Source organism: Chryseobacterium takakiae (assembly GCF_900129385.1).
Classification (GTDB): domain Bacteria; phylum Bacteroidota; class Bacteroidia; order Flavobacteriales; family Weeksellaceae; genus Chryseobacterium; species Chryseobacterium takakiae.
This window is the reverse complement of sequence record NZ_FQVO01000018.1, coordinates 52720-78666: the sequence shown is the minus strand read 5'-3', so window position 1 is coordinate 78666 and position 25947 is coordinate 52720. Positions and strand designations below refer to the sequence as shown.

At 36.8% G+C, this 25947-nt stretch carries 19 protein-coding genes and 1 tRNA gene; 4 read left to right on the top strand and 16 right to left on the bottom strand.

What is annotated here, in order from left to right:
- Positions 1–596: 596 nt before the first annotated feature.
- Positions 597–1277 (bottom strand): TrmH family RNA methyltransferase, encoded by a 681-nt coding sequence (locus BUA76_RS17685; protein ID WP_072886108.1) that lies wholly within the window; start codon positions 1275–1277, stop codon positions 597–599.
- Positions 1278–1355: 78 nt separating this feature from the next.
- Between BUA76_RS17685 and BUA76_RS17680 the strand changes: the two genes are divergently transcribed.
- The 3 genes from BUA76_RS17680 (at position 1356) to BUA76_RS17670 (ending at position 4002) form a co-directional block, all read left to right on the top strand.
- Positions 1356–2381, top strand: coding sequence for an asparaginase (locus tag BUA76_RS17680; protein WP_072886107.1), 1026 nt, complete (start codon positions 1356–1358; stop codon positions 2379–2381).
- A 45-nt stretch (positions 2382–2426) separates the two neighbouring features.
- Positions 2427–2513, top strand: a tRNA-Ser gene (locus tag BUA76_RS17675).
- A gap of 199 nt (positions 2514–2712) precedes the next feature.
- Positions 2713–4002: a hypothetical protein gene (locus tag BUA76_RS17670; RefSeq protein WP_072886106.1), complete on the top strand. Its 1290-nt coding sequence runs from the start codon at positions 2713–2715 to the stop codon at positions 4000–4002.
- A 103-nt stretch (positions 4003–4105) separates the two neighbouring features.
- On the opposite strand, the gene BUA76_RS17665 is transcribed toward BUA76_RS17670, so the two are convergent.
- The 7 genes from BUA76_RS17665 to BUA76_RS17635 all read right to left on the bottom strand — a co-directional run bounded on the left by BUA76_RS17665 (position 4106) and on the right by BUA76_RS17635 (position 15164).
- Positions 4106–4801: a hypothetical protein gene (locus tag BUA76_RS17665; protein ID WP_072886105.1), complete on the bottom strand. Its 696-nt coding sequence runs from the start codon at positions 4799–4801 to the stop codon at positions 4106–4108.
- A gap of 104 nt (positions 4802–4905) precedes the next feature.
- On the bottom strand, positions 4906–6438 hold the full coding sequence (locus tag BUA76_RS17660) for a M20/M25/M40 family metallo-hydrolase (RefSeq protein WP_072886104.1): 1533 nt from the start codon (positions 6436–6438) through the stop codon (positions 4906–4908).
- Positions 6439–6567: 129 nt separating this feature from the next.
- Positions 6568–8265 (bottom strand): helix-turn-helix domain-containing protein, encoded by a 1698-nt coding sequence (locus BUA76_RS17655; protein WP_072886116.1) that lies wholly within the window; start codon positions 8263–8265, stop codon positions 6568–6570.
- Positions 8266–8845: 580 nt separating this feature from the next.
- Positions 8846–10288 (bottom strand): TolC family protein, encoded by a 1443-nt coding sequence (locus BUA76_RS17650; protein WP_072886115.1) that lies wholly within the window; start codon positions 10286–10288, stop codon positions 8846–8848.
- The gene (locus tag BUA76_RS17645; RefSeq protein WP_072886103.1) at positions 10275–13469 is read right to left on the bottom strand and encodes an efflux RND transporter permease subunit; all 3195 of its coding nucleotides are present in this window, start codon (positions 13467–13469) and stop codon (positions 10275–10277) included. Before BUA76_RS17645 ends, BUA76_RS17650 begins: the two co-directional genes overlap by 14 nt.
- An 83-nt stretch (positions 13470–13552) precedes the next feature.
- Positions 13553–14635 carry an efflux RND transporter periplasmic adaptor subunit gene (locus tag BUA76_RS17640; protein ID WP_178337361.1) on the bottom strand — a complete coding sequence of 361 codons (1083 nt, stop codon included), beginning with the start codon at positions 14633–14635 and terminating at the stop codon, positions 13553–13555.
- Between the two features lie 139 nt (positions 14636–14774).
- Complete coding sequence (locus tag BUA76_RS17635; protein WP_072886102.1) at positions 14775–15164, bottom strand: hypothetical protein; 390 nt, start codon at positions 15162–15164, stop codon at positions 14775–14777.
- 558 nt (positions 15165–15722) lie between these two features.
- On the opposite strand from BUA76_RS17635, the gene BUA76_RS17630 reads away from it, so the two are divergent.
- The gene (locus BUA76_RS17630) at positions 15723–16121 is read left to right on the top strand and encodes a hypothetical protein (protein ID WP_072886101.1); all 399 of its coding nucleotides are present in this window, start codon (positions 15723–15725) and stop codon (positions 16119–16121) included.
- Between the two features lie 56 nt (positions 16122–16177).
- Here the strand turns inward: BUA76_RS17630 and BUA76_RS17625 are convergent, their stop codons facing one another.
- The 8 genes from BUA76_RS17625 to BUA76_RS17590 all read right to left on the bottom strand — a co-directional run bounded on the left by BUA76_RS17625 (position 16178) and on the right by BUA76_RS17590 (position 25932).
- Positions 16178–16435 carry a SemiSWEET transporter gene (locus BUA76_RS17625; protein ID WP_072886100.1) on the bottom strand — a complete coding sequence of 86 codons (258 nt, stop codon included), beginning with the start codon at positions 16433–16435 and terminating at the stop codon, positions 16178–16180.
- Between the two features lie 57 nt (positions 16436–16492).
- Positions 16493–17530, bottom strand: coding sequence for an NAD(P)/FAD-dependent oxidoreductase (locus BUA76_RS17620; RefSeq protein ID WP_072886099.1), 1038 nt, complete (start codon positions 17528–17530; stop codon positions 16493–16495).
- 54 nt (positions 17531–17584) lie between these two features.
- Positions 17585–18523 (bottom strand): type IX secretion system ring subunit PorN/GldN, encoded by a 939-nt coding sequence (gene porN / locus BUA76_RS17615; protein WP_072886098.1) that lies wholly within the window; start codon positions 18521–18523, stop codon positions 17585–17587.
- A gap of 8 nt (positions 18524–18531) precedes the next feature.
- Positions 18532–20124, bottom strand: coding sequence for a type IX secretion system motor protein PorM/GldM (porM, locus tag BUA76_RS17610; RefSeq protein WP_072886097.1), 1593 nt, complete (start codon positions 20122–20124; stop codon positions 18532–18534).
- Positions 20125–20174: 50 nt separating this feature from the next.
- Positions 20175–20867, bottom strand: a complete 693-nt coding sequence (porL, locus tag BUA76_RS17605) for a type IX secretion system motor protein PorL/GldL (protein ID WP_072886096.1) — start codon at positions 20865–20867, stop codon at positions 20175–20177.
- A gap of 64 nt (positions 20868–20931) precedes the next feature.
- Entirely contained in the window at positions 20932–22350 is a 1419-nt protein-coding gene (porK, locus tag BUA76_RS17600) for a T9SS ring complex lipoprotein PorK/GldK (RefSeq protein WP_072886095.1), read from the bottom strand.
- Between the two features lie 108 nt (positions 22351–22458).
- Positions 22459–24312: a glutamine--fructose-6-phosphate transaminase (isomerizing) gene (gene glmS / locus BUA76_RS17595; RefSeq protein WP_072886094.1), complete on the bottom strand. Its 1854-nt coding sequence runs from the start codon at positions 24310–24312 to the stop codon at positions 22459–22461.
- Positions 24313–24348: 36 nt separating this feature from the next.
- Positions 24349–25932 carry a DUF4270 family protein gene (locus tag BUA76_RS17590; protein ID WP_072886093.1) on the bottom strand — a complete coding sequence of 528 codons (1584 nt, stop codon included), beginning with the start codon at positions 25930–25932 and terminating at the stop codon, positions 24349–24351.
- Between the last annotated feature and the right edge of the window lie 15 nt (positions 25933–25947).

The following is a 25947-nucleotide window of genomic DNA, read 5'->3' as shown; positions in this document are numbered from 1 at the left end:
ATTCGGAGTGTTATGGAAAAATGGTCCGATAAGGATATGCTTTTATCATGGTTTTTGTTTTTTAATGACTATTGATTAGAAAAATAATTTCCATTACTGCGAAACTAATGCTTACACACGACAAAAGATGTCGTATTATTATGAAGATGCATTTTCCTGTTCTCAGGTTGGAAGTTTTCTAAAATCCGGTGCGAAAATAGAAAAAAAACAGATCTCAAGACAAAGAAATATTTAGAACTTAGTATCAATAGATTATTTTTATCCTAAATCAAGTGATTTTTAAGGAATTTAATTTCAAATAAAAGCTATTTCGATAAAAAACAGACCAACGAAAAAATACAAAAATTTTCAAAAATCAGATTTCTTCGACAATCCTTCGGGTATTGTTCGGAAACTCTTCGGAAAAAGTATATTTTACCGAGGCTGACCCAAAGATGATCCGAAAAAAGCACCTCGAAACCGGTCAAATTCCGTCACAGTTTTCACAAGTGATTGAAAAAGAGATCTCATTCTATATTTCTTTTGTTAATTTTAAAAATAAAAAGAAACGGCTAGGATAATAAAAAGAAAGTGTTAAAGAGTTTTAGAGAAAAAAATTATTTAAAAACTTCAAAAAGCTGGTTATCCGTCAAGTATTTATTAAAAATCTCCTGACCGCTCCGTATAGAGTTGACAGCCCATCGAATCTGCATTTTTAACCGCTTTTCCTCATTGAGTTTATAATTGATTTCCGATTTAATCAGCTTTTGCTTTAATTCATACAGGCAGATAGAAGCAGCCACTGAAACATTAAAACTTCTTGTAAATCCATACATCGGGATAGCCAGTGTCTCATCTGCAAAATCAAGAATTTCCTGTGAAACCCCTTCCATTTCGGTTCCGAAAACCAAAGCAACAGGTTCTGTAATCTGATATTCAGGCAGCATTACCGCATTATTTTCCAGCGAAACAGCGACTATTTTATAACCCCTGTCTCTGATTTTCTGAAAAGATTCCCTATTTCGGGGAAGTTTTTCAACCTCAACCCAGGTATCTGCCCCTTTAGTAACGCGAAGATTCGGTTCAAAACTATACTCCTCCTGCAAAGCCACCACTTTATGAAAACCACAGGCTTCTACCGAACGTACAATTGCAGCTGCGTTGCGGAACTGATAAATATCTTCCACCACCGGCAAAACGAAATCCGAGCTTTCTAAGGAAAAATGCTCGATTTTGGAAAGTCTTTCTTCCGTTAAAAACTGCTTTAAATAATCAAAAGTTTTTGCTAAATCTTCCATTCATTTTCAAATCTTTGCAAATTAACGTAATTTTGAGGAATCCTCCCGAATGAGGCCTGAAAATCTAATAAAACATCTATGAAACGAAAAGTCCTTTTGATCTATACCGGCGGAACCATCGGTATGGAGAAAGATTATGAAACCGGAAGCCTCCGCGCATTTGATTTTGGAAATATTTTTGAAAAAATGCCGGAAATGACGCTGATGGAATGTGAAGTTTTCGTTCATCCTTTTTCAAAACCTCTTGACTCATCTGATATGGGTCCGGACGAGTGGAAAATCATCGCTCATTATATTCACAAAAATTACGACAATTACGACGGCTTTCTTATTCTTCATGGAACAGATACGATGTCCTACACAGCTTCAGCGCTGAGTTTTATGCTGAAAGGCCTCAAAAAACCGGTAATTCTTACGGGCTCTCAGCTCCCCATCGGAGATTTGCGGACAGATGCCAAGGAAAATCTTTTAACCAGCCTTTATTACGCTAGTTTATATGAGAATGATGAAGCGGTAATCCAGGAAGTAGCGATTTATTTTGAATACAAATTGCTGAGAGGAAACCGTACGCTGAAATATTCTGCTGAATACTTTGATGCCTACGCCAGTCCGAATTATCCGATTTTAGGACAATCAGGAGTACATCTCAATATTATTAAAGAAAATCTTCATAGATGTGAACCTGCAATTGAGTTTCATGTGGATGATCATATTTCGGAAGATATTATTTTCTGGAGAATCTTTCCGGGTATGAATCTTAATCATTTTAAAGAAATCCCGAAAATGAAAGTACTGATCCTTCAGGTTTTTGGTTCGGGAACCATTTTCAGCAGTGATAAAACAGTGGAAACCTTACAGCAGATCCGGAATAACGGAACTGAAATCGTAGTGGTAAGCCAGTGTATTTCAGGAGGAATATCATTCGGAAAGTATGAAAACAGCAATGTTTTTTCCAGAATCGGAGCCATCAGCGGAAGGGATATAACCGCAGAAAGTGCTATTACAAAAGCAATGCACCTTATAGATAATCCTAATTACGCAGGAAGCTTCGGAGACAATTTTTCAAAAAGCCTTTGTGGAGAAATTTCTCAGGAATTGCAATAATAATTTGGATATTCAATAAATTCCCTTATTTTTGCAATCTCAAATAGAGAGGTGTCCGAGTGGTTGAAGGAGCTACCCTGGAAAGGTAGTATACGGGTAACTGTATCGAGGGTTCGAATCCCTTCCTCTCTGCAAATTGAAGCGCTGATAAAATCAGCGCTTTTTTATTTTATGATTGAGTCCTTTCATAATTTTTATTCAACTTTCGCACTTTTAGACGTATATTCTGTTATGGTACTTTTTTTCCACGTGTTAACTACCTGATTATTAAATTTTACAATAAAAATTGCACAATTAAAGATGATTTCTTTTCTTTGATAAAAAATACATCATGAAAAAAATTATTCTCTTATTGAGTTTAAAAGTATCTGTATTGTATTCTCAGGTAGGCATTGGAACAACGAGTCCGGATCCTTCTTCAATACTGGATATCCAGTCAACAAACAAGGGATTATTGATACCCCGCATCAATTTAAGTACGAATCCTGTACTCAATCCTCAAAAATCACTTTTAGTCTGGAATACGGATACTTCAGTCTATTCGGAAGGATTTTATTATTATAACGGCAGCATATGGAAAAGACTGGAAAACAATAACGTATGGAATACCAACGGTAATACAGGAACTTCAGATGTTACTGACTTTTTAGGAAATATTGACAATAAAAGCTTGGCTATCCGCACGAACAATATTACACGAATGAGGATTGGGAGTGAAGTTGCCGGAAGCTCTTTTACTAATGTCAGTATGAGCCTAAATCCGTCTTCAGCTTACACCGGTTCCATTGTTTCACTGAATAATACGCTTGACGTGCAAAGCGGATCTTCTGCAGCAAATGTTTTCGGAATTGAAAATTTGCTTTATCTGAGAAACGGATCAGCCACTTCAAACACGTTCAGGGCCATACGAAACAGGCTCTGGAATGTGCAGACAGCCAATTATCCTAATGTTGTGGGAACACTGAATGAATATCGCGGTGAGGTAACGGATATTACAAGCTTTAAAGGTTTTACCAACACCTATGATTTCAGAGCAGCCTCCAATACAACTGAAATGATGGGATTTTCAAATGAATTTACCGGTTTTATGAACGGTACGATTACCAACTATTATGGGTTTTATTCAGGCATTCATAGTAGTCTTTCAGGATATACGAATTATTATGGATTTTATCAGCCTAATGTGGGAACTGCCACTAACAGATATGCATTTTTTTATGACGGAGATGATACCACTACAAAAGATGTCGTAGTAACCGGCACCGGCAGAATTGGTGTGGGAACCAATGCACCACATTCCAACCTTCAGGCCGAAGGCTCTGTTTCTATGAAATATGATACAACCGGAACTTCTACAGGCGTTTACACATTAACGGATAATAATTACACAGTACGTATATTTAACCAGATCTCATCAATAAACCTGCCTAATCCGAATACGTGTAAAGGCAGAATTTATATTTTAATCGGGAGCAACGGAATTAGCACAAAATCAATAACGGTAACCGGAGGATCTGTTGTTTATGATGATGTGTCAAATACTACGATCAGCACCATATCTTCCGGACAGCGATTTCAGATTCAAAGTGACGGGCAGGACTGGATAGTTATCGGTAATTAATAAATTTCTACAAAACCGCCTGATCACAAGATCAGGCGGTAGCGTTTGAAAATCTCAACCCATTTCAAACTATAATTTAGCTATATGAATGTTTGGTATTAGTTTAGTTGCATATGGTGAGAAACTGCTGGTTCATCTGAACTTTGAGTTTCGCGTCAGACTTGAGCTTTGTGTAAATTGTATATTCAAAAGCATATACTTCTTTTAATTTTTTATCAATAAACGCTGCAATCTGAACTACTGAGAAAATGAAATCTCTATAAGTTGCGATATTCACCGTTTGTCCGTAAACTGGAAGATAAGCCTTCAAAAATGGTAATGTCGACTGGTGCTGGTTATAATTAACACAATATCCCGCTCCGTCTCTTGAAGTAATAATATTGTAATCATTGATGTAATCTAGGATATTTTGGCTGGATTTATCTCTATCGGTTTGGAGGTATTTGTTGATCTTATCTAAAACATGCTGTGCATATTCCATCATGCTGATTGTTTTCCACTCGAAAATGTGGCTCATGCTTTTGGTATTTTTAGGCGATTTTCCATTTTCGCAGCTGGTACAGAATGAAAGTCCTATTTTATCATGATACGGAAAAGAGCACTCTTTAATATGAATTGTAGCATCAGCCTGCAGTCTGTCATTAGCAAAATTGTAATACAAATAAGGACTGTACAGTTCTGCTAAAGTTTTCAGATAATCGGTTTCTGATGTATTGCGGTATTTTTCAAACCATTTTTCGAGATTGTCGTAATACCGGTTTTCAAATTCATTAAAACTTAAATATAATGGCAGTTCCATAACTTTGTTGTTTTGATATGACAAAGCTATTCCGGTGATGCGACAAAACTTGACGTATTATTTTTTTGTTTTAATTTTTTTTTTGGACTGATTGATGTTGATTATTATTTATCATAATTTCTCATAATGAATTCAAAGTAATGAATCATTTTCATATAGTTTTCGATGCTGAGATATTCATTGGTGCTGTGAATGGATTGTTTTTCGGCATTATTTATTTTTATCGGCATGAAGCGGTAGATGTTCCTGCTTACGATCTGGTATTTGTAAGCATCTGTTGCACCCACCGTGAGATAAGGTGTTGCTATTGCCGTTGGATGAATTTCTTTAATGGCTGCTTCAATTAATTTAAAAGCTTTTGTATTTGTAGGAGTAACAGCGGAAGCCTCTTTGACACTGTCGATTTCTTCAATTTCCACATCAAATCCTTTGGTAGCGTCTGCAATATGTTTTTTCACATCGTTTACGGTATTGCCGGGAAGAAGCCTGAAATTCACTACAAATTCCACTTCGGGAGAAAGGACATTGGGAGCGTCGCTTCCCTTCATCATGGTTAAAGCAGTGGTAGTACGAACCAGTGCGTTGGTAGAGTTATTTTTTGTAAGCTGCGAAAGCAGTACGGGTTTTAAGAGCCATTGATTAGCAATAGCCATTCTGTTCACAAAAGGCATGGAGCCGCCAACATTAGTAAAAAACTGATTGATAAGAGGTGTCATGACAGGTTTCATCTGGTCATTCTCAAGGCGCTGCATGATGATTGCTGCTTTTCCGATGGCACTTTCTGCAGGAGGCATAGAGGAATGTCCGCCCAGACCCTTAACTTTTATTTTAACGGAAAGAAAACCTTTTTCCGCACATCCGATTACGGCGACATCTGAATCGATTCCCGAAACGCTTCCTTTTTCCAGAATTAAGCCACCTTCATCGAATACCGCATCAAACTGTATATTTTTAGTCTTAAAATATTCCGCAATTTTTACGGCGCCCTGCTGTCCGCCCACTTCTTCATCAAATCCAAAGGCCAGATAAATATCCCGTTGCGGAATATGTTTCGTTTTAATTAAATTACTCATGGATTCCAGCAGGGAGAACAGCATTCCTTTCATATCAATGGAACCTCTTCCGTAAATCCTGCCATTCGCTACAGCTCCGGAGAACGGTCCGAAATCCCATTCTTCCGACACTTCTGACACGGCAGGTATAGGTTGATCATTTGGCTTGAAAATATTCTCCCCTTTATCTTTTACTTCAGCATCTCCGGGAGGAACAACGTCTGTGTGTGAGAGAAATAAAATGGGATCCAGGGAAGGATTGCTGCCTTTTAAACGGAATACCAAACCGTAGGTATTAACTTCGACAAATTCTGTATTCTGATAAATAAGCGGATAAGAAGCTTTAAGATATTCTTTAATCGTATCAAATGGGGAGTAATTGAATTTTCCCAGTTCGCCAGATGACACCGAAGGAATTTTCAAGCCGCCCGACAACCTTTGAATAGCAGAATCGTCTTTTACCATTTTCCAGCCTTCAGCAGTATTGGTAGTTACTTTTTTAAAAGGATAGGTAAACGTTTTAATTACAACAATAATGATGAGAAGAATAAGAAGGCTTATGAGGATGAAGAGGAGTTTTTTCATGGTGGATTTGGTGTTTCTCAGGTAATATCTAATTTGAATGAAAAAGTTCTATGAGCTCAAATTGTTAAAGTAAAACAAGTGTTGAATTAGAAAGTTTTAATCGAATTAAATATACTGAAAATTCAGATATTATCTATCACCCTCAATCTCCTGCATCCTCTTTTTAATAAAATCCGTAGGGCGTATGCCGTTGATTTCATAAAAAAGATCGGAGAAGTTTTGCCTTGATGCGATCCCGCATTCTTTGGCCAGTGTTTCAATATTGTACTTTAAATATTTTTTGTCTTCAAAAAGGAGATTGGTAATGTAGTTGATTCTGAGCTGACTGAGATATTTATTGAAGTTGCCGCCTTTATGCTCATTGATAACCTGGGAGAGATAGCTCGAGTTGGTTCCAAGTTGCTGTGCCAGCCTATTGATTGTGAGCCCTTTCTGTGTAAAGCCCTTTTTATTTTCAAACTTTTTTAGTTTACGGAGGAGCTCTTCCACCTTACTTTCATGCAGGTGAATCCGTTTTTCTTCAATTATATTATTGGATACCTCACCGATAGCCTGGTCTTTTACAAACTTTTCTTCCAGCAATATATATTGTTGCTTAATTTCTTTCGCTTTTTTTTGCCTTTTGGTGAAAAGCATGATGAGACCGATTCCCCAGATAATTAAGAGAATTACGATTACGGTTACCAGATAGTTCATTTTCTGAAGCTTATTTTTCTCTTCCAGTAATGTTTTGGTATCATAATCTTTGTGGATCCTGGGAGACAGATAACTAAAATCTCTTGACATGATGCTGTCTGCTTTCAGTAATTGTCCTGTATAGTAAAGCTGCTGCGCCTGGTCTTTATTTTTCTTGCTGTGATTGATGAGAATCTCATAATTTTCCCTGAGTTCAGGAAGAATAAACTGATGTTTATTAAAAATGGAATCAATTTTCCGGAAATAGACAACAGATTTTTGAGTATCATTCATCCCGAGATAACTTTTTCCTATAAAAAAATAGTTGACTGAAAGTCTTGCAAAATCCCTGCTGCTCCGGATTGAGGGCAAAGAAAGATTCAGATCTGATAAAGCTTTTTCATATTGTTTCCCTCTATATTCTGAAATTCCTTTTGAAAGAAGAAAATATGCTTTTTCCTGCGCATAATCTTTGCTTTCACCGGCTTCAGAAAGACCTTTTTCTATCGCCGCATCCATCTCCTTATATTTTCCTAAATGCCGGTAACAGATAATCAACTGATGAAGGCTGTTGAGATACCCTTTTTTATTGTTATAAATCAGGTTAGGGTGAATATCCGTTTTTGATTTTTCTCTGTAATGTACAAGACATTTACTGAATAAATCAGCTGCTTCATCATAATATCCCAAATAGCTTTTCACTACTCCGATATGATAAAGGTTTTGATGTTTGAGATATTCGTCTTTTGTATTCTTTGAATATTGGTATGCTTCGAGGTACTCGTTGAGGGCAAGCTGATATTTTTTATAGTTGTAATAATAAATAACTCCTTTATCAATATGAGCAATGATCATAAGATCTTTGTCCTTTGAAAGATTTGCTGCCCAAACCATACTGTCTGTATATTTAAGCTTTTCTTCGTCAAGTGGCGAAAAAAGTACCCCATCTTTATATCCCTGTACTAATTTACTATAATTCTTTTCTTTTTTTGCTCTAGCAATATAAGGACGGATATACTTAAATGCTCTGAAATCATTTTCTTCAAAGTTTTCGTACTTCTTTCTCAACTGATAATATACAGTCTCTGATTCCTGCGAAAGGAAATAGTGAAAGCATATGGTACAAAATAAAAGCAGTAGTTTTTTGGTCACCTTAGTATATTCAATGTAAACAGCGTTCAAAATTACAAAAAATGGATGGTTTTTCTCAAACAAGTTTGAATTAATATCCACTATCGAACTATTTCTATTTTACAAATATAAAAATTGAAAATCAGCACATTAAATATTTTAAATTTTCAAATAAGGACGTCATAATTTATGAATAAAGACAACAATTATTTTTATATCCGGATTTAACCTGATAATTTTGAACCAAGAGTTAATAAGAAAATAAAAGAAAAATTTTAAGCGTATTACATTATAAAACTAAATATATCCACTAAGGGTAAAAGTCAATAACCGGAAACATGATGATTCAATAATCTTACCACCTTCCTTAACAGGGAAATTACTTTTGAGGGAGGATGGTTTTTAAAAAACTTAATTAAAAAAAACTAATACCATTTTCTATAAAAAACTTACCGGATAATTTAGCTGTTCATATGATGCAGATAAATTAATAAAGGCTTCATCAAACGGGCCTTTATATTAAAGTTTTCAGTTTTAATCGAAAAGAGACTGGCCCCTTTCGGGCAGTCTCTTTTCTTTTTAAAACATTAAGGATTTATAATTACTTCCAGCCTCCGCCTAAGCTCTTATAAATGTCCACAACCGTACTCAGTTGTTTTTGTTTAGCTTCTACCAGCTCCATCTTTGCATCCAGGGCATCTCTCTGATTGAGAAGAACCTCCAGATAGTCTGCCCTTGAATTTCTGAACAACTGGTTAGCAATATCTATTGATTGTTCCAAAGCCTTGGTTTCATCAGACTTCAGTTTATAATACTGATCTATATTTTTTACTTTAGACATTAAATTGGCAACATCCAAATAGGCGTTCAGAATCGTTTTGTCATATTCATACAAAGATTGAATCTGCCTTGCATCAGCGGTCTGAAAGTTCGCTTTAATCGCACTTTTATTAATAAGCGGGCCTGCAAGCTCGCCTACGAGACTTGCTGCCACGGATTCCGGTAATTTTACCAGATAAGAAGGTTTAAATGCCTCTAAGCCCAATGTTGCAGAAATTTCCAGAGTTGGATAAAATTCTTTTCTTGCTGCTTCAACATCCAGTTTTGCGGCTTTCAGCTCCAGCTCGGCCTGCTTAATATCAGGACGGTTAGCAAGAAGCTGAGATGGGATTCCCGTATATACAGTTTGCGGAATCATTGCCATGAAATCTCCCTTTGAGCGTACAATAGTCTGCGGATATCTCCCGCATAAAGCATTGATCTCATTTTCTTTTTCTGTAATCTGTTGGCGAATTGTGTATTCCGTAGCTTTTGATTTTGCCAGTTCCGCTTCAAACTTTTTAACGGCCAGCTCTGTAGCTGCCGCTGCTTCTTTTTGAATTTTTGAGATCTCCAGAGCTTTCTCCTGCAGTTTCGTGTACTGCTGAATAATTTCAAGCTGATTGTCTAATGCTAAAAGCTCATAATAATTGTCGGCAATTTCCTCAATTAAATTAGAAAGTACAAAGTTCTTTCCTTCTACTGTTGAGAGGTAATGCGCTATCGCCGATTCCTTTTCCGTCCTCAGTTTTTTCCAGATATCAACTTCCCAGTTGGCTATTAACCCTCCTTCAAAATTTCCAAGCGGATCCGGAACTTCCTTTCCCGGTTCGATTTCTGTAGAAGCATCACCTGCCCCTTCGCTTGTGTAGCGCCCTACTTTGCTTACTCCTGCTCCGATACCTGCAGAAACAGTTGGTGTTAATTTTCCTTTTTTAGCTAAAACGCCGCTCTTTGCAATTTCAATTTCCTGCAAAGTAATCATCAACTCCTGGTTGTTTTTTAAAGCGGTTTCAATTAACGATACTAAATTAGGATCTGTAAAAAACTGTCTCCAGGGAGTTGTTCCGCTATTGTTATTGGCATCGCCTTGTTCTTGCTGATTAAAATTCTGAGGAATATTTTCTTTCACTTCGTCTTTTACGACGGTTGCCAAAGGCGCCTTACAGCTTGCTAAAACAAGTGATAAGACTATGGCTGCTATATATTTATTATAAATCTTCATGTTTGTCATCGTGTTGATACGGTTCTGTTTGTTCTGTTAAAGGATTCTCCTCTTCATATCTTGCCAGCCTGGACTTTTCTGCAATGGTTCCGAAAATGTAATACAATCCCGGGATAATCATCAGCCCGAAAACAGTTCCGATGAGCATTCCTCCTGCTGCGGCTGTCCCTATGGTACGGTTTCCGATCGCTCCCGGTCCTGTTGCTATTACCAGAGGAATCAAACCTGCAATAAAAGCAAATGAGGTCATTAAAATCGGACGGAAACGGATTGCAGCTCCTTCAATTGCAGCCTGGGCAACCGGAATACCCTCCTCGGCTTTCTTCTGAACAGCAAACTCTACGATCAGTACGGCGTTTTTACCTAAAAGACCAATCAGCATGACCATTGCTACCTGAGCATAAATGTTATTTTCCAATCCTAATAATTTAAGACATAAAAAGGCACCGAAAATTCCCGTTGGCAGCGATAGAATTACAGGTAAAGGAAGGATAAAGCTTTCATACTGCGCCGAAAGAATCAGGTAAACGAATCCTAAACAGACTAAGAATATGAAAATTGCTTCGTTTCCACGGCTTACCTCGTCTTTTGAAATCCCCGCCCAGTCGATCCCGAAACCTCTCGGAAGTGTCTTATCCGCTACTTCTTTGATGGCAGCAATGGCCTGTCCGGAACTGTAACCCGGAGCAGGAGTACCGCTCACCTCGGCAGAATTGTACATATTATGTCTGGTAATTTCCGAAAGACCATAAACTTTTTCCAGATGCATAAAATCTGAATACGGAACCATCTCATCTTTATCGTTTTTCACATAAAGCTTTAACAAATCACTCGGCAACGCCCTGTACTGAGGACCCGCCTGAACGATTACTTTATAAGGCCTGTCGAAACGGATGAAACTTGTCTCATAATTAGAACCAATTAATGTTGATAAATTATCCATTGCATTTTCTATCGTTACTCCTTTTTGCTCGGCAAGGTCATTATCCACTCTCAACATATACTGAGGGAAACTTGCAGAGTAGAAGGTAAATGCAGAACCCAATTCAGGTCGTTTTTTCAATTCCCTTACAAAATCATTACTTACCTGCTCCATTTTATGATAATCGCCACTTCCTGCTTTATCCAGCAGACGAAGTTCGAAACCACCTGCGGCACCGTAGCCGGGAATAGATGGCGGCTGGAAGAATTCTATATTCGCACCCGGAATATTTTTTGCTTTTTCTTCAAGTTTTTCAATAATTTCCGCAGCAGATTCTTTACGGTCTTCCCAACTTTTTAAGTTAATCAAACAGGTTCCTGAATTTGAACCCGTACCTTCCGTTAAGATCTCATAACCTGCCAATGAAGAAACAGACTGTACCCCGTCAATATCTTCAGATTCTCTTAGTAATTCTTTGGCAATCTGATTGGTTCTTTCCAATGTAGAGCCCGGCGGCGTCTGGATAATTGCATAGATCATCCCTTGATCTTCCGCAGGTATAAATCCTGAAGGCAATGAGTTGCTCAAGAAAAATGTGCAAGCACAGAACGCTAATAATAAAGGTAAAGTGATCGTCTTTTTCTTTACCGTTTTGTTAAGCATTTTTTCATATTTTCCAGCTCCTTTATTAAATAGCCCGTTGAATTTATCAAGGAAAATAGTGATAGGAGTTCTTCTTTTTGCTTTTCCGTGGTTGTTTTTCAGAATCAAAGCACATAAAGCCGGAGTTAATGTTAAAGCCACAACTCCCGAAAGGATAATTGCAGAAGCCATGGTGATGGAGAACTGACGATAGAATACCCCTACCGGACCGGACATGAAGGCAATCGGAATAAATACGGAAGCCATTACCAGCGTAATTGCGATAATCGCCCCGCTGATTTCGTGCATGGCTTCTTCCGTTGCTTTTAGCGGTGATAAATGCTTCTCTTCCATCTTGGCATGCACCGCTTCAATCACCACAATGGCGTCATCAACCACCACCCCGATCGCCATTACAAGGGCGAAGAGTGAAATCATATTTAAGGTAATTCCGAATGCCGACATGACTGCAAAAGTTCCTACCAAAGATACCGGAACCGCTAATGCCGGAATTAATGTAGAACGCCAGTCTCCGAGGAATAAAAACACCACGATTGCCACTAAAATGAAAGCTTCAAATAATGTATGAACTACTTTTTCAATAGAAGCATCAAGGAATTTTGATACGTCGTAACTGATGTCATAATGCATTCCTTTCGGGAAAGTGGTTTTTTCTAACTCCGCCATCAAAGATTTTACGTTTTTGATAACGTCGCTGGCGTTGGAACCGTAGGATTGCTTTACCGTGATCGCTGCAGAAGGTTTGCCATTCAATGTAGAGTAAATATCATACATGGAAGAACCGAATTCTATATCGGCAACATCTTTCAGCCTGATGAATTCTCCGTCTGGTTTAGCTTTAAGAATAATATTTCCGTAATCTTTTTCATTGTTAAAACGACCCGGATATTTTAAAATATATTCAAATGACTGCGATCTTTTACCGGAACTTTCTCCCGTTTTACCCGGAGACGCCTCTAAACTCTGCTGATTCAGGGACTCCATTACTTCATCTGCTGAAATGCTGTACGCTGTTAACCGGTCCGGCTTCAGCCAGATACGCATGGCATATTCTCTGGTTCCGAGGATATCTGCGAAACCGACTCCGCTTACCCTTCTCAATTCAGACATCACGTTGATATCAGCATAGTTGAAAAGGAATTTCTGGTCGGCTTTCGGGTCATCACTGTACAGGTTGATGTACATCAACATATTAGGCTCCTCCCGGGTAATTTTAACCCCTTCACGCACTACTAAAGGCGGAAGTTTATTTACTACTGAAGATACACGGTTCTGAACGTTTACAGCAGCAACATTCGGATCTGTCCCCAGATCAAAAACCACCTGAATGGATGCTTCCCCATCGTTCCCGGCATCGGAAGTCATATATTTCATTCCCGGCACTCCATTTAATCCTCTTTCTAAAGGAATAACAACTGATTTAATCAGCAATTCGTTGTTGGCACCAGGATAATCTGCGGTAATATTTACTTTTGGTGGAGAAATCGAAGGAAACTGTGTGATGGGTAATTTTAACAAAGATAAAACTCCCATAAATACGATAATCAAAGAGATTACGATAGACAGAACAGGTCTGCGGATGAATTTCTTAAACATGTAATATTATATTTTTTAGAAAATAGATAAGAAGATGGTAGACAGCGAGTCGGCATCATTTATCGCTTATCAATTATCGTGTGCTATTCTGCTTTTAATTTTAATGATTGAAGAACTTTTCTCGGATCCTGCTGTTTAACCTGAACTTTCTGATCGTCTTTCACTTTCTGAACGCCTTCCAATAAGATTTTATCTCCGGTTGAAAGTCCTGAAGCCACCACATAAACATCAGGAAGTTCATAAGCAACTTTTATGTTTTTAGATCTCGCTACGCCGTTTTTATCCACTACGAAAACATATTTCTGATCCTGGATTTCATAAGTAGCTTTTTGCGGAATGATCAACGCATTTTTCAGCGGTAAAGTCATTCTTACTTTCCCGGTTTCACCGTTTCGTAATAATTTATCAGGATTCGGGAATTTTGCTCTGAAGGCAATATTTCCGGTCTCGCTGTCGAATTCCCCCTCAATGGTCTGAATCTGCCCTTTCTGCGGAAAAATATCGCCGTTTGCCATCACCAGATCCACCTGGTTGCTTCCTCTTGATGCAATATTTCTCTGATAGTTTAGATATTCAGGTTCGGAAACATTAAAATAAGTGTAAATATCATTATTGTCCGAAAGTGAGGTTAATAAATCCCCTTCATCCACAAGACTTCCCAATTTTAACGGAATTCTGTCAATAATTCCTGAAAAAGGAGCTTTAATATCTGTAAAAGACAGGTGAATCTGCGCCAGTTTTGCTTCAGCATTTGCGGCATCCAGCTTCGCTTTAGCCATTGCCCGCTCGTTTTTGGAAACGATGTTATTGCTGGCTAATGTGCTCGCATTTTTTAATTCAATCGTTGCCTGGGCAACTTCTGCTTTAGCTTTCAGTAATTCCGCCTGGTACAACTGAGGCATAATACGGAATAAAGTCTGTCCCTGATGCACGTACTGACCTTCGTCCACATAGATTTTTTCAAGGAATCCTTTTTCCTGTGCACGAACTTCAATGTTCTTTACAGATCGTATCTGAGCAACATATTCCTTGTCTATCACCGTATCCATCACGACAGGTGAGGTTACTGGGTAAACAGCAGCTTCTTCTTTTTCTTCTTTTTTCTTGTTACAGCTGAACAATAAAAGACTACTTAGCGCAATGCTTGCGACAACTCTCTTGATCATAATTCTGGAGTTTATATAAATCGTTAATGTTTGAATAGGAAAATGGCAATAAGGATTACAGCGATGTCATGATTGCCGGCAATACAACGCAGTTTATTTCCGCCGTAGAATCGGCAGAAAAAAGATCGATAAAGTTTTTTTAGATTCTGATAGAACGGATCAGAATAAATCTTTTAACCGATGAAAATTCTGATAAATAGCCGTGAATAGAAGGCTTTAATTTTTTGAAACTTTTTAACCCGAAAATAAAGACCAATGTAAAAACACTGGCGAAAGCCACCATTGCCTGAAAAGTATCCGAAAGCTGGAAGTTATCTTCTGCCAATTCTAATGAGTAAGCATTGCTCACATCACCTGCAGCCTGCTGCATAGACAGCTTTTCGTAAGTTTGATTTAAACGGTTGGCTTTTTTAGGTAAATTCTGAGAAGTATGAGTATAATTATTCTGTAATGTTCTGACATTAATCTTGCTCTCTACTACAAAAAGCAGAAAAAGTGTTGTCAAAAAATATACGATATAATTTCTCATAATTTCAATACACAAATGTAGGTTTTCAATGGATCATCTTTCAAATAAAAACCAAATATAATCCAATGCATTAACAATATTTAACACTGCTTTAAATTAGCTGAATTATGGTTAAACATCAATTATGACATGCATGAAAATATCATAAAAATTTAATTTTCAATTTATTACAAAATATAATTTGAATCACAATAAACAATGGCATTTAATTTGCTCAAAGTTGAATCATTAAAAATTGCGTTAAAATGTTAATTTATCATAAAAAGCAGATGGAAGCTTTTAGCATTATAAATCCAAAATTTTTCCTTATGAAATAATAAGCTATAGTGAATTATTTATAATCATATTATAATCTATTTCTGAAACACAGTATAGAAAGGATTTACACAAGATATATTTATTATTACCAGATTAATTTAAATTTAAAAAGTTGGAGTTATTATCACTAACATAAATATTAATAAAATTTTATAAAAAATTAACATATTATCTTTAATAAAACTGTAAATTTATAAGTAATTAACACCAAAATAATATATTATACCAAAACAAAATACTATGAAAAATATATTCCGAATAATTACAATAATATTAGTCTTTGCTTTAACAGCGTGCAGGCATCAGTCTAAAGAAGAAGAAGTTAATTTGCAAAATCTAAATGATAGAGAAACGGTAGTTGATGATAAAATTACAAAAAATGTATTTACGGATGCGTATGGAGATAAGCTTGAGGTAACGCTAAATGAAACTAAAAATACGATAATTGTTCGTCTTGACGGAAAAACTTATGAGATGAGAAAAAGTGATGAGCTTCCGGAGTATACGGCTACAAATCCCGATTACCAATACTCTGACATACGTGGAGAGGTAACTTTTTTAAGGAAAGGCTACAATATGGTATTGTTTCATCATAAAAAAGACAAACAGGTTTCCAATACCAAAATGGCATCCTATTAAACTGCACCTACAATAAATAATATATCTGAAAAGCACTTTTGCCAATCAAAAGTGCTTTATTTTTTTTTGTAAATCATACAGCATATTAACAAAATGATGTTTACAATAACAGCAAAAGCATTGGAAAGTATGATCGGAAGCTCATCTTTTAAAAATCCGTACCAAACCCAAAGAGAAAGCCCGGAAATCAGAACCAAAATCATCACAAAGGATAGGTCTTCAGCATTTTTTTCTTTTATTACTTTCACTAATTGCGGAATCATGGATACTGATGTTAGAATTCCCGCTACAATCCCAAGAATGTTTTCATTCATAACTTATCTTTTATTGAAGATAAGAAATTTCGTGCCGTGATTCAATTATTACCATTATCATGATGTAAATCTTTCAAGAGCAATTTCTTGATGAAGAGGAATTCCCTTTTCAATATAATCGTATAAACTTCTGGAAAAATAACATCCATTGAGAATTCCTCTAGCACCAAGGCCATTAAAAACATACATGTCATGATGTTTATGATGTCTTCCAATGATAGGTCGTCTGTCTTTTACGGTAGGCCTGAATCCGAAATTTACTTCTTCAACACTAAAATCTTCAGGATAAAATTCCTTTAATCCGTTTGTAAGCTGTTCGACCGCAGAAGAATCAATCTCATGATGAAGCTGTTCTCTGTCGTATGTTCCGCCATAGAAATACCTTTCATCGTCAATGGGAAAAAGAAAGTGTTTCTTTTTAATGGTAATATTTTCAGGTAATGTTTGAGAAAGTTTAACTTTGATATGATGACCTTTGTTGGGGTTGACGGGAATTTCAGAAAAAAAAGGATTGTTCTTCACTCCCATTCCTTCGCAAAATAAAATATTTTTATACTGATAGTTTTTATAAGTATGGTCGGAAGTATTGATATCAGAATAATTGAATTTTTCTTTTAACAAATGCTTATGATTTTCCAAAAAATCAAATAAACCCACGAAAAATCCTTTAACATCAAGCCTGGCTGACTGATTCACCTTTCCCGAATTAAAATCGTTTTGTGCTAGGTCTAAATGAGTGAAATTTTGATCTAAAAAATGAACGAGCTCATCATTTGATGATTTTTTAAGCCAGAGCTGCTGCTCATTCTCATCATGAAATATTCTATGAATGGGTGCATCAATTAAATAATTCTGACCGGTATATTTTTCAATTTCTTTTAAAGTTTCCTTTAAAAAATCAATTTGTTCCTGTGCCTTCCAAAACGTAGTAAACTTTTTGAGTACAACAGGATTAATAATACCTGCGGAAACACGGGAAGCACTTTCTTTTTCTTCCGAGAATACAACGAATGATTTATTATTTTTTATAAGCTGATGGGCAAAGAAAAGCGAAGCATAACCGTCTCCCACAATAATATAGTCTACATTTTCCATAACAAAAAAACCTGAGTAAAAATACTCAGGTTTTCTATAATTATCAAATGAAATTTAGTAATTCCACATTTGATTTTCCATTTCAAGGATTTGCGACTTGATTCTGTCGCTTTCTTCCATCTGCTCATCAGCATCTCTTGGGATATAGTCTTTAATAACACCATCACCAAGTCCTGTTGAAGATTTGAAGATCACAGAAGAGAACCTTCTTGCATTGATCAAATCATCGAAAGAAAGATCTGCAGAGGTATTTTTTCTGTTATACACATAATTGTTAGCCAAAATCTCTCTTGCATTTGGATAATACACCCAGAAAAGATCAATTAACTCATCAGCACCAGGTAAAGGCTGTCCATCTGGAGTAGTTCTACCAATTAATTTCGGATCCGGTCCCATTGCAGCAATTCCAAGAGGTCTGTACTTCAATTGTCCGTCTCTTTTATCGATGAACCACATTCCGAATACTTTTAAAACTTTAACTTTTTCGGTAGTTGTTTCGTAGATATCCGTTAATTCTTTTTTCTCCTGTTCTGTAAGCTGACGTCCACTGTTTAAGATATTAATAGCCTCATCATCTACTCTCACGTCAACAAGTCTAGACTTGATTTGTTCAGGTGTAAGCCTCTGTACAAAATTCTCATCGTCATAAACCTCCGTAATTTCACCGTTTAGCGCACCATCAAGCAAAAGTTTATATAAAGATTTTGTCTCTGAGGATAGTAATCCGTCCGGATTGTTATAATAGAAAGGCTGATTGATCTTATCATTCATATCAATAACCTCCCAAACAAACATGCTTTTAAGGATGTCCTTCTCATCAACAAACCCATATTCTAAAGGTTTTACTTTTTTGTCGACGATAGTATCTCCAACTTTCATTTTGTTCTCAGCTCTCATTTTTCTGAATTCTTCAGGAGAAGAAGCATTCAGGATAGTCTGGGAAAAAGCGAATCCCGAAACCAATACTAAAAAACTGCTAATATATTTTTTCATAATTCTTATTATTGAACATTAATTAATACAGGTGAAATATTTGGAATAATAGTATTTCCTAATCCGGTAGCTGTCGCTTTAATATCAAAGATATATACGCCGTCACCAGGTCTTAAATTTCTAAACATTCCTGCTGCTCCTTGTAGAGAATTCCCCTGAACCTGCATTGAAGCTCTACCAGGTACTCTTACCATGAACGAAGTCACGTTGAAAGATACCGGGAAATCAAAGTCAGGAATAACTGCCTGAAGCTGCTGATTCTCAACTGAAGACGCTGGTAATGTTAACATATTCTTCCCTCTGATCTGTCCTTGTGGAGGAGGTACATTTTTAATTCTGTATTCAAAAACCTGCGAAATTGATTTTCCGTAAGGATCTGTTCCAGATAAAGTCAGTTTCAGAACATTTCCTGCACCTGGTCTAACATCCCATTTACCGGGACCTGTACTCTTAACAGTAGCTCCAGGAGCAGATAAGGATAGTTTAGCATTATCGGCACCCAAGATTGAACCTGAAACAGGGTTATCAAGGTTTCTGTACATTACATTCATTTTATCAGCTGAAAGCAATAAACCTTTCTGAAGTTTCACTTCCTGAGGACCAGCAATTACATTATACGTATGTGTGAACGGGAAGTTTTGTGCTTTACCTGTAGCATCCGTTAACGTAATGTTACCACTTAAAGTGTGTGGTCCGATTCCGCTGGTATTTAATGTAGCATACCCTTTACCGTTTTCCTGTCTTGCAACTCCGGAAATGTTAATTTTATTACTGTTAGAATAGTTACCCAACATTACCACCGCTTCAGCAGGTTTACCAGCCACAACATCTACTGGAGCAGAAACGATTGCTTCATAGCTTGTAAACTTGATGCTTGCATCTACTTTTTCTTGTAATAATAAAGCTAATGCATCAGACTGTACGTTTCTCGCATCATTCTGAATAATCTCAAGATTAGACAATGCTGCAATAAGAGGCTGGTGATAAAATTTATTCTGAAGCCATGTCTTGTTGTTTGGCGACTGACCTTTAGGATATTCAGCGATCAATGATTTATTAGCTCTGTCAATTAAATCTTTCAACTGAGAATTTCCTCCGAAAGTAGCATTGATATAATTTCTTACGTCATCAATTTTTGCTTTCAGTTCCATAGCTCCTTTTGATGCAGAATTTTCATCTCCATCTTTAAAGAAATAAGTTGTAGTTGCTTCGTTGTTATTCAGTGCTGAAAAATTTTCGCTTACATCAACTAATTTTCCTGTTTTAGGGTCTTTTTCTACGAATTCGGATTCTTTTTTAAGTTTATCCTTGATCTGATCCGCATGCTGCACCAACGCATTGATTTTAAGCTTCAGCTGTTGATATTGCTGCCAAGGCTGAGCATAAGTATCTGGTACCTGCTGAGCTTTAGCCTCTAATGTTTTTTCAAAGATATCTTCGTTTTTTCTTTCTGTTAATAAACGTGTATCTTTTAAAGCAACCGTAGAGTCATAATATGATCTAATGATTTCCGCATCAATATTTAGAGCCATCATCGCGATGAACACCAAATACATCAGGTTGATCATCTTCTGACGAGGTGTCTGTTTTCCTTGTGCCATTCTTTTCTTTTTGTTTTAGTTAAGTAGTTAAATTTAGAAATGGTTAAGGATTATGACTTCATAGCAGTTAGCATACCACCATAAACTCTGTTTAAGTTATTTAAGTTAGCTGTTAAACCTTGCAATTCCTGATTGAATTTTTCTGAGTGTTCAGCAGACTTCTGCATATCTTCTACATATTTTTTAGCAAAATCAGACTGTCTCTGTCCGTTTTCCAACTGCATTGCATAAAGCGCATTCATGCTTTCCATGTGCTGAGCCGCTTTATTTAATTGCTCATTATATTTATGTGTAGAAGCAGAAACGTCTACCGTTTGATTGATTTGGTCTACAGAACTTGAAAATTTATCGATTCCTGTTCTTAATCTTTCGAATAGCTGAACATCCAATTTAGCATCCTGAAGCATTTTATCTAATTTTCCTGAAAGAGAGTTTTCAAGTTCAGCAAAATGATCGATTGTATTTTTAGCTGATACATTAGAGTGCAAAGGATTTGGATTTGCATGTTTATCTAATAATTCCGGATATACGTTTTCCCAAGCATAAGATTCTTCAGTTTTTGGCGGGTCGAAAGCGAAGATAATGAAGATGATCGCTTCTGTAATAAGTCCCACTGTAAGAGCAACGTTACCTGTAATAGGTCCAATGTTGATGTGAGTAATTTTAAGCCAAGCTCCAAGAATTACAATTGCAGCACCGAATGAATAGAAGAAATTCATCCAAGCATCTTTAGTCTTAAACATATAAGTTAGTTTTTTTTAATGTTAAATAAAAAATTGTTATTGAAAAATAAAATGGTTTGAAAAATTATCTGTTAATTTTTCTTGGCTTAACAGCAGCTTCAGGAATATCCTGTACGGTTCTGAATCCGATATAGCTTCTTGCTGAATCTTTTCTCTCCCAGTCTCTTGTACCGTTCATCAACATATATCCTACATCTTTCCAAGAACCTCCTCTCACTGATTTTTTGTTATCAGCCAAATCTTTTGTAGAAGGGTTTAAAGTAGATGAGAACCCGTATGAAGAGTTGTTGTAAGCAGATAATGTCCATTCAGAAACGTTTCCAGCCATATCATATAATCCATAACCGTTTTTCTTAAATTTCTTTACAGGAGCAGTATATGTATAAGTACCTTTTTTGTTGTCTTCCATGTAATCTCCTCTCTTAGGCTTGAAGTTTGCCAAATAGCAACCTCTGTCGTCCATCAAGTAAGGACCACCCCAAGGATAAGTCGCATTTTGCATTCCGCCTCTTGCAGCATATTCCCATTCGATTTCCGTTGGAAGTCTAAACTGCAATGGTCTTTGTTTTCTTCTCTTTAAACTTTCGTTATAATCAGATTTCAGTTTTGATCTGAAGTTACAGTAAGCTCTTGCCTGATCCCAGGTAACTCCAACTACCGGATAATCTTTGTAAGCTTTGTGCCAGAAATATTGCTCGAACAATGGTTCGTTATAAGCAAAATGGAAATCTTTTACCCAAACGGTTGTATCAGGATAGATGGCGATGCTTTCACTTCTAAGGTAGTTTACACCTCTTTCTTTTTCAGCCATAGCAACATCCATATCTCCCCATCTGTAAGTATATTTAAGTTTACTAACATCAAGGATTCTTTCATTACCAATTCTTGAAGAAGCAGGTAAATACATTGACTCCAGAACCTCTGCATATTCTACATCCGGATATTTGGATGTATTCCAATGCAATGGAACTTTCCAGTCGATTTTTTTGGTAGGATCGAAAGTGCTTTCGTCTCCTCCTCCCTGTGCTTCTAAATATTCCTGATATGGTGTTAAATTTTCTTCTTTTTGAGCAAGATATGCATAATCTCCTATGCTTTGTCCTCTACCTCTACCTTCACCACCTTCTCCGGCAGCTTCAGCAAGCAGCGTTCTTGCGATAGAATCTCTTACATAATTGATAAATACTCTGTATTCAGCATTGGTAGTTTCTGCTTCATCCATGAAGAAAGAAGAAACAGTAACTGTTTTTGCCTGAGCTTTTTCAGGACTGTCTGTAAAATCCTCATCAGTTAGCCCCGCAACAAACGATCCTGCAGGAATTGCAACCATGCCGTATGGTCTTTCCGCAACAAATGATTTTGTTTTTTCTCTTGGTATCAACTCTCCTTTTGTTCCTGGTTTCCCCACAGAAGAAGTACCACCACCTGAACAAGATACCGACGCTACTGACGCAGACAATAATAAAAGAAATATCCTTTTCATGTTAATTTTTATAATTAAGCCGTAAATATATAATTTTTTTAAGAAACTTTTAAGATTTTTTTTGAAATAACGAAAGAAATCTAAATTTATTTTATTTACAAGTATTTTTTATTCTACAGTTACAGATTTTGCGAGGTTTCTCGGCTGATCTACATTAGCTCCCCGGTACACTGCAATATAGTATGCTAACAGCTGTAAAGGCACTGATGCTACGATCGGCGAGAAACATTCTGACGTTTCAGGAATCTCAATAACGTAGTCCGACATTTCGCTTACCTGTGTATCTCCATTATTTACCACAGCGATTACCTTTCCTTTTCTTGCTTTGATTTCCTGAACATTGCTTACAATCTTATCATAATGTCCTTTTTTAGGAGCAATGATAACAATCGGCATATTTTCGTCGATCAACGCAATTGGCCCGTGTTTCATCTCTGCAGCCGGATATCCTTCTGCGTGGATATAAGAAATTTCTTTAAGCTTCAAAGCTCCTTCAAGGGCTGCAGGATAATTGTATCCTCTTCCCAAGTAAAGGAAGTTTGTTGCATTGACAAAATCTTTAGCAATATTCTGCACCAGCTCATGAGTAGAACTTAATACATCTTCGATCTTTTTAGGAATAGCATCCAATTCAGCGATTAAGCTCATGAAATCTGCATTTCCTAAGTTTCCGTTGTGTTTACCTAATTTTAACGCAATTAAGCTAAGAATAGTAAGCTGCGCTGTAAAAGCCTTTGTAGAAGCCACACCAATTTCAGGGCCTGCGTGCGTATATGATCCTGCATCCGTAATTCTTGCGATAGATGAATCTACAACATTACAGATTCCATAAATGAATGCTCCTTTTTCTTTTGCGAGTTTTAGGGCTGCCATGGTGTCTGCCGTTTCTCCGGATTGGGAAATTGCAATAACAACATCTTTATCTGTAATAATAGGATTTCTGTATCTGAATTCAGAAGCGTATTCTACTTCAACAGGAATTCTTGCATATTCTTCGATAAGATACTCTCCGATAAGTCCTGCATGCCATGATGTTCCGCAGGCAATGATGATAATTCTGTTGGCATTTTTGAATCTTTCGATATGATCCCAAATTCCGGCCATCTTGATAACACCTTCTTCAACCAGCAATCTTCCTCTCATGGTATCATGAACGGATTTCGGCTGTTCGAAAATTTCTTTTAACATAAAATGCTCATAGCCGCTTTTCTCAATCTGCTCAAGACTCAGCTTAAGTTTCTGGATTTCAGGGATAATTTTAGAATTCTCAGTAATCGTTCTTATATCTACACCATTTTCCAATGAAATAGTAGCCATGTGACCTTCTTCAAGATAAATCGCTTCTTTGGTAAATTCCACAAAAGGAGAAGCGTCGGACGCTATGAAATATTCTTTATCTCCGATTCCGATTGCCAACGGAGACCCTAATCTTCCAACAACAAGAACTCCAGGATAATCTTCATGCATTACGGTAATAGCATATGCCCCGTAAACTTCATTTAAAGCGTATCTTACAGCGGTAGGGAAATCCGTTTCAGCATTAAGATCCATAAAATACTGAATAAGATTGACCAATACTTCGGTATCTGTTTCAGATTTGAAGGTGAATCCTTTTCCGGTAAGCATTGTTTTGATGGTATCATAATTTTCAATGATCCCGTTATGAATAATAGCAAGCTTGCCGTTATTAGACAAATGAGGGTGAGAGTTTCTGTCGCTTGGCACACCGTGAGTTGCCCAACGGGTATGTCCCATTCCTATTTTAGCTTTTCCTTTTAACTGGCTGGAAATATTCACAAGATCCTCAACTTTACCTTTCGTTTTTTCAACCTCTAATTTGTTATTTCCATCTTCTAAAACGATTCCGGCACTGTCGTACCCTCTGTATTCTAATCTTCTAAGACCATTAATTACTATATCATAAGCGTCTTGAAAGCCTGTATATCCAACGATTCCGCACATAATTATATCAAGTGTTTAAGTGTTTTTTGTTCAATTTTATTTTGTCCCGTAAGTAACCATAAGCTGTACTCGGTTAGCATTTGTTGCATCTGTCCCAATAAATACAGCTCTGCTTGTATTATAAGGAGTAGTTGTAGATTTGTATCCGGTAAGAGTAATCCCGTCGGAACTTGTTTCGAAACTTCCTAAATCTATTTTAAAATATTTTGTTTCGGTTTTGTCTGTTGACGCTTTGCTATCCGGTTCAATCATTTCTTTTATGGACTGTGTAACAATAAAGTCGTAATATGTTTTATCTGTATCCATATTGTACGCTTTAAAAATAGTATATCCGGTAACTCCTGCCAGTTTTAACAGATCGTTGGTGAAGTTTGTTCTAACTTTAGTAGGATTGGTAGAACTTGGATCAACATATCTTCGCAATAAAGTAAATTCTTTAGGTTTTGTATATTTTGTACTATTCCATGCAGGATCTACATAAATTCTAATCTTAGCACTTATTATAGCTGCTTTATTATTTTGATATAGATTTTTAAGATCATTAATAGTAGTCTCAGGAATTTTAATCCCTATAGAATTACCTCCCATTGCCTGTGCATAAAGTTTTGCATCACCAGTAACACTGTTATATCCGGCACCAGCTACTGCAGAACCCGTTCTGGCATACTGATACTGACCGATATGAGCATTTCCTGATCCTAATACAAATGAATATGAAGTCTGCGGTCTTGTGGTAGTCCCGTTTTCCGTTTTATCATATTTATAATACATGATCATCTCCATATCGTTAGGAGAGAACTGGAACAAATATCCGTCCGACTCTGCAACAGAAACTCTTAATCCTTTAAAATAACGGATAAAGTTGGATGCATCCTGAAGCTCGGGCTGATCTTTTTTAGCAATGATTTTAGTCTGGAAGAAATTCTTATCCAGCGGAATTCTGATTCCCGGCGTTGAAGCAGTAAATAATGCCGTACCACCATCATCTTTTGTAATGGCAATAGAACTCGCATTTCCATTGAATACTTTTGAACCCAATTCATTGGAATCAAACGCAAAAACATCATTAGATTTTACCGTATCTGATGCTGCTTTAAGGAAAGTCTGTACTTCATTTACCTTTATGGTCAAGCTCTTTTTTGCTTTACCGAATTTTAAAACAGGATATGTATTCACCACTTTTTTCGCATTTACCGCTCCATCTGCTGCTGTAGTATAAGTGTAATTATCATCTACGGTATTTGTCGTAACAGAATCTGAGGCATATCTTGGTTTTATCACGAGAACTACAGAATCTACAGTGGCATTGGTTCCAAAGTCAGGATCATAAGTGGATAGCTTAACCTGAGTAAGATAAGATGCCTTCTGCATTCCGAACTGGCTTTCATTAAAAGCACCCAACACTCCATAAGTAAGTTTTGCAGCATCCGTACGAATGGTATCGTTATTATTAATATTATATGCAATAACAGGAAAAGCCTGTTCCTTACCTTGTGCAGCCCCGTCTAAAAACAGCTGTTCTCCCAAAGTATCCGCTTCCGGTTCACAATTGTAAAGTAATATACTTCCCAAAACCACCATAGAAATTGCGGTGATTGTCTTCTTAACAGTATGAATCATTAAAAATGTGTTTTC

Coding starts and splice junctions, on each gene's coding strand:
- BUA76_RS17685 (WP_072886108.1), bottom strand. CDS start 1,277: ATGGAAGATTTAGCAAAAACTTTTGATTATTTAAAGCAGTTTTTAACG.
- BUA76_RS17680 (WP_072886107.1), top strand. CDS start 1,356: ATGAAACGAAAAGTCCTTTTGATCTATACCGGCGGAACCATCGGTATG.
- BUA76_RS17670 (WP_072886106.1), top strand. CDS start 2,713: ATGAAAAAAATTATTCTCTTATTGAGTTTAAAAGTATCTGTATTGTAT.
- BUA76_RS17665 (WP_072886105.1), bottom strand. CDS start 4,801: ATGGAACTGCCATTATATTTAAGTTTTAATGAATTTGAAAACCGGTAT.
- BUA76_RS17660 (WP_072886104.1), bottom strand. CDS start 6,438: ATGAAAAAACTCCTCTTCATCCTCATAAGCCTTCTTATTCTTCTCATC.
- BUA76_RS17650 (WP_072886115.1), bottom strand. CDS start 10,288: ATGAAGATTTATAATAAATATATAGCAGCCATAGTCTTATCACTTGTT.
- BUA76_RS17645 (WP_072886103.1), bottom strand. CDS start 13,469: ATGTTTAAGAAATTCATCCGCAGACCTGTTCTGTCTATCGTAATCTCT.
- BUA76_RS17640 (WP_178337361.1), bottom strand. CDS start 14,635: ATGATCAAGAGAGTTGTCGCAAGCATTGCGCTAAGTAGTCTTTTATTG.
- BUA76_RS17635 (WP_072886102.1), bottom strand. CDS start 15,164: ATGAGAAATTATATCGTATATTTTTTGACAACACTTTTTCTGCTTTTT.
- BUA76_RS17630 (WP_072886101.1), top strand. CDS start 15,723: ATGAAAAATATATTCCGAATAATTACAATAATATTAGTCTTTGCTTTA.
- BUA76_RS17625 (WP_072886100.1), bottom strand. CDS start 16,435: ATGAATGAAAACATTCTTGGGATTGTAGCGGGAATTCTAACATCAGTA.
- BUA76_RS17620 (WP_072886099.1), bottom strand. CDS start 17,530: ATGGAAAATGTAGACTATATTATTGTGGGAGACGGTTATGCTTCGCTT.
- porN (WP_072886098.1), bottom strand. CDS start 18,523: ATGAAAAAATATATTAGCAGTTTTTTAGTATTGGTTTCGGGATTCGCT.
- porM (WP_072886097.1), bottom strand. CDS start 20,124: ATGGCACAAGGAAAACAGACACCTCGTCAGAAGATGATCAACCTGATG.
- porL (WP_072886096.1), bottom strand. CDS start 20,867: ATGTTTAAGACTAAAGATGCTTGGATGAATTTCTTCTATTCATTCGGT.
- porK (WP_072886095.1), bottom strand. CDS start 22,350: ATGAAAAGGATATTTCTTTTATTATTGTCTGCGTCAGTAGCGTCGGTA.
- glmS (WP_072886094.1), bottom strand. CDS start 24,312: ATGTGCGGAATCGTTGGATATACAGGCTTTCAAGACGCTTATGATATA.
- BUA76_RS17590 (WP_072886093.1), bottom strand. CDS start 25,932: ATGATTCATACTGTTAAGAAGACAATCACCGCAATTTCTATGGTGGTT.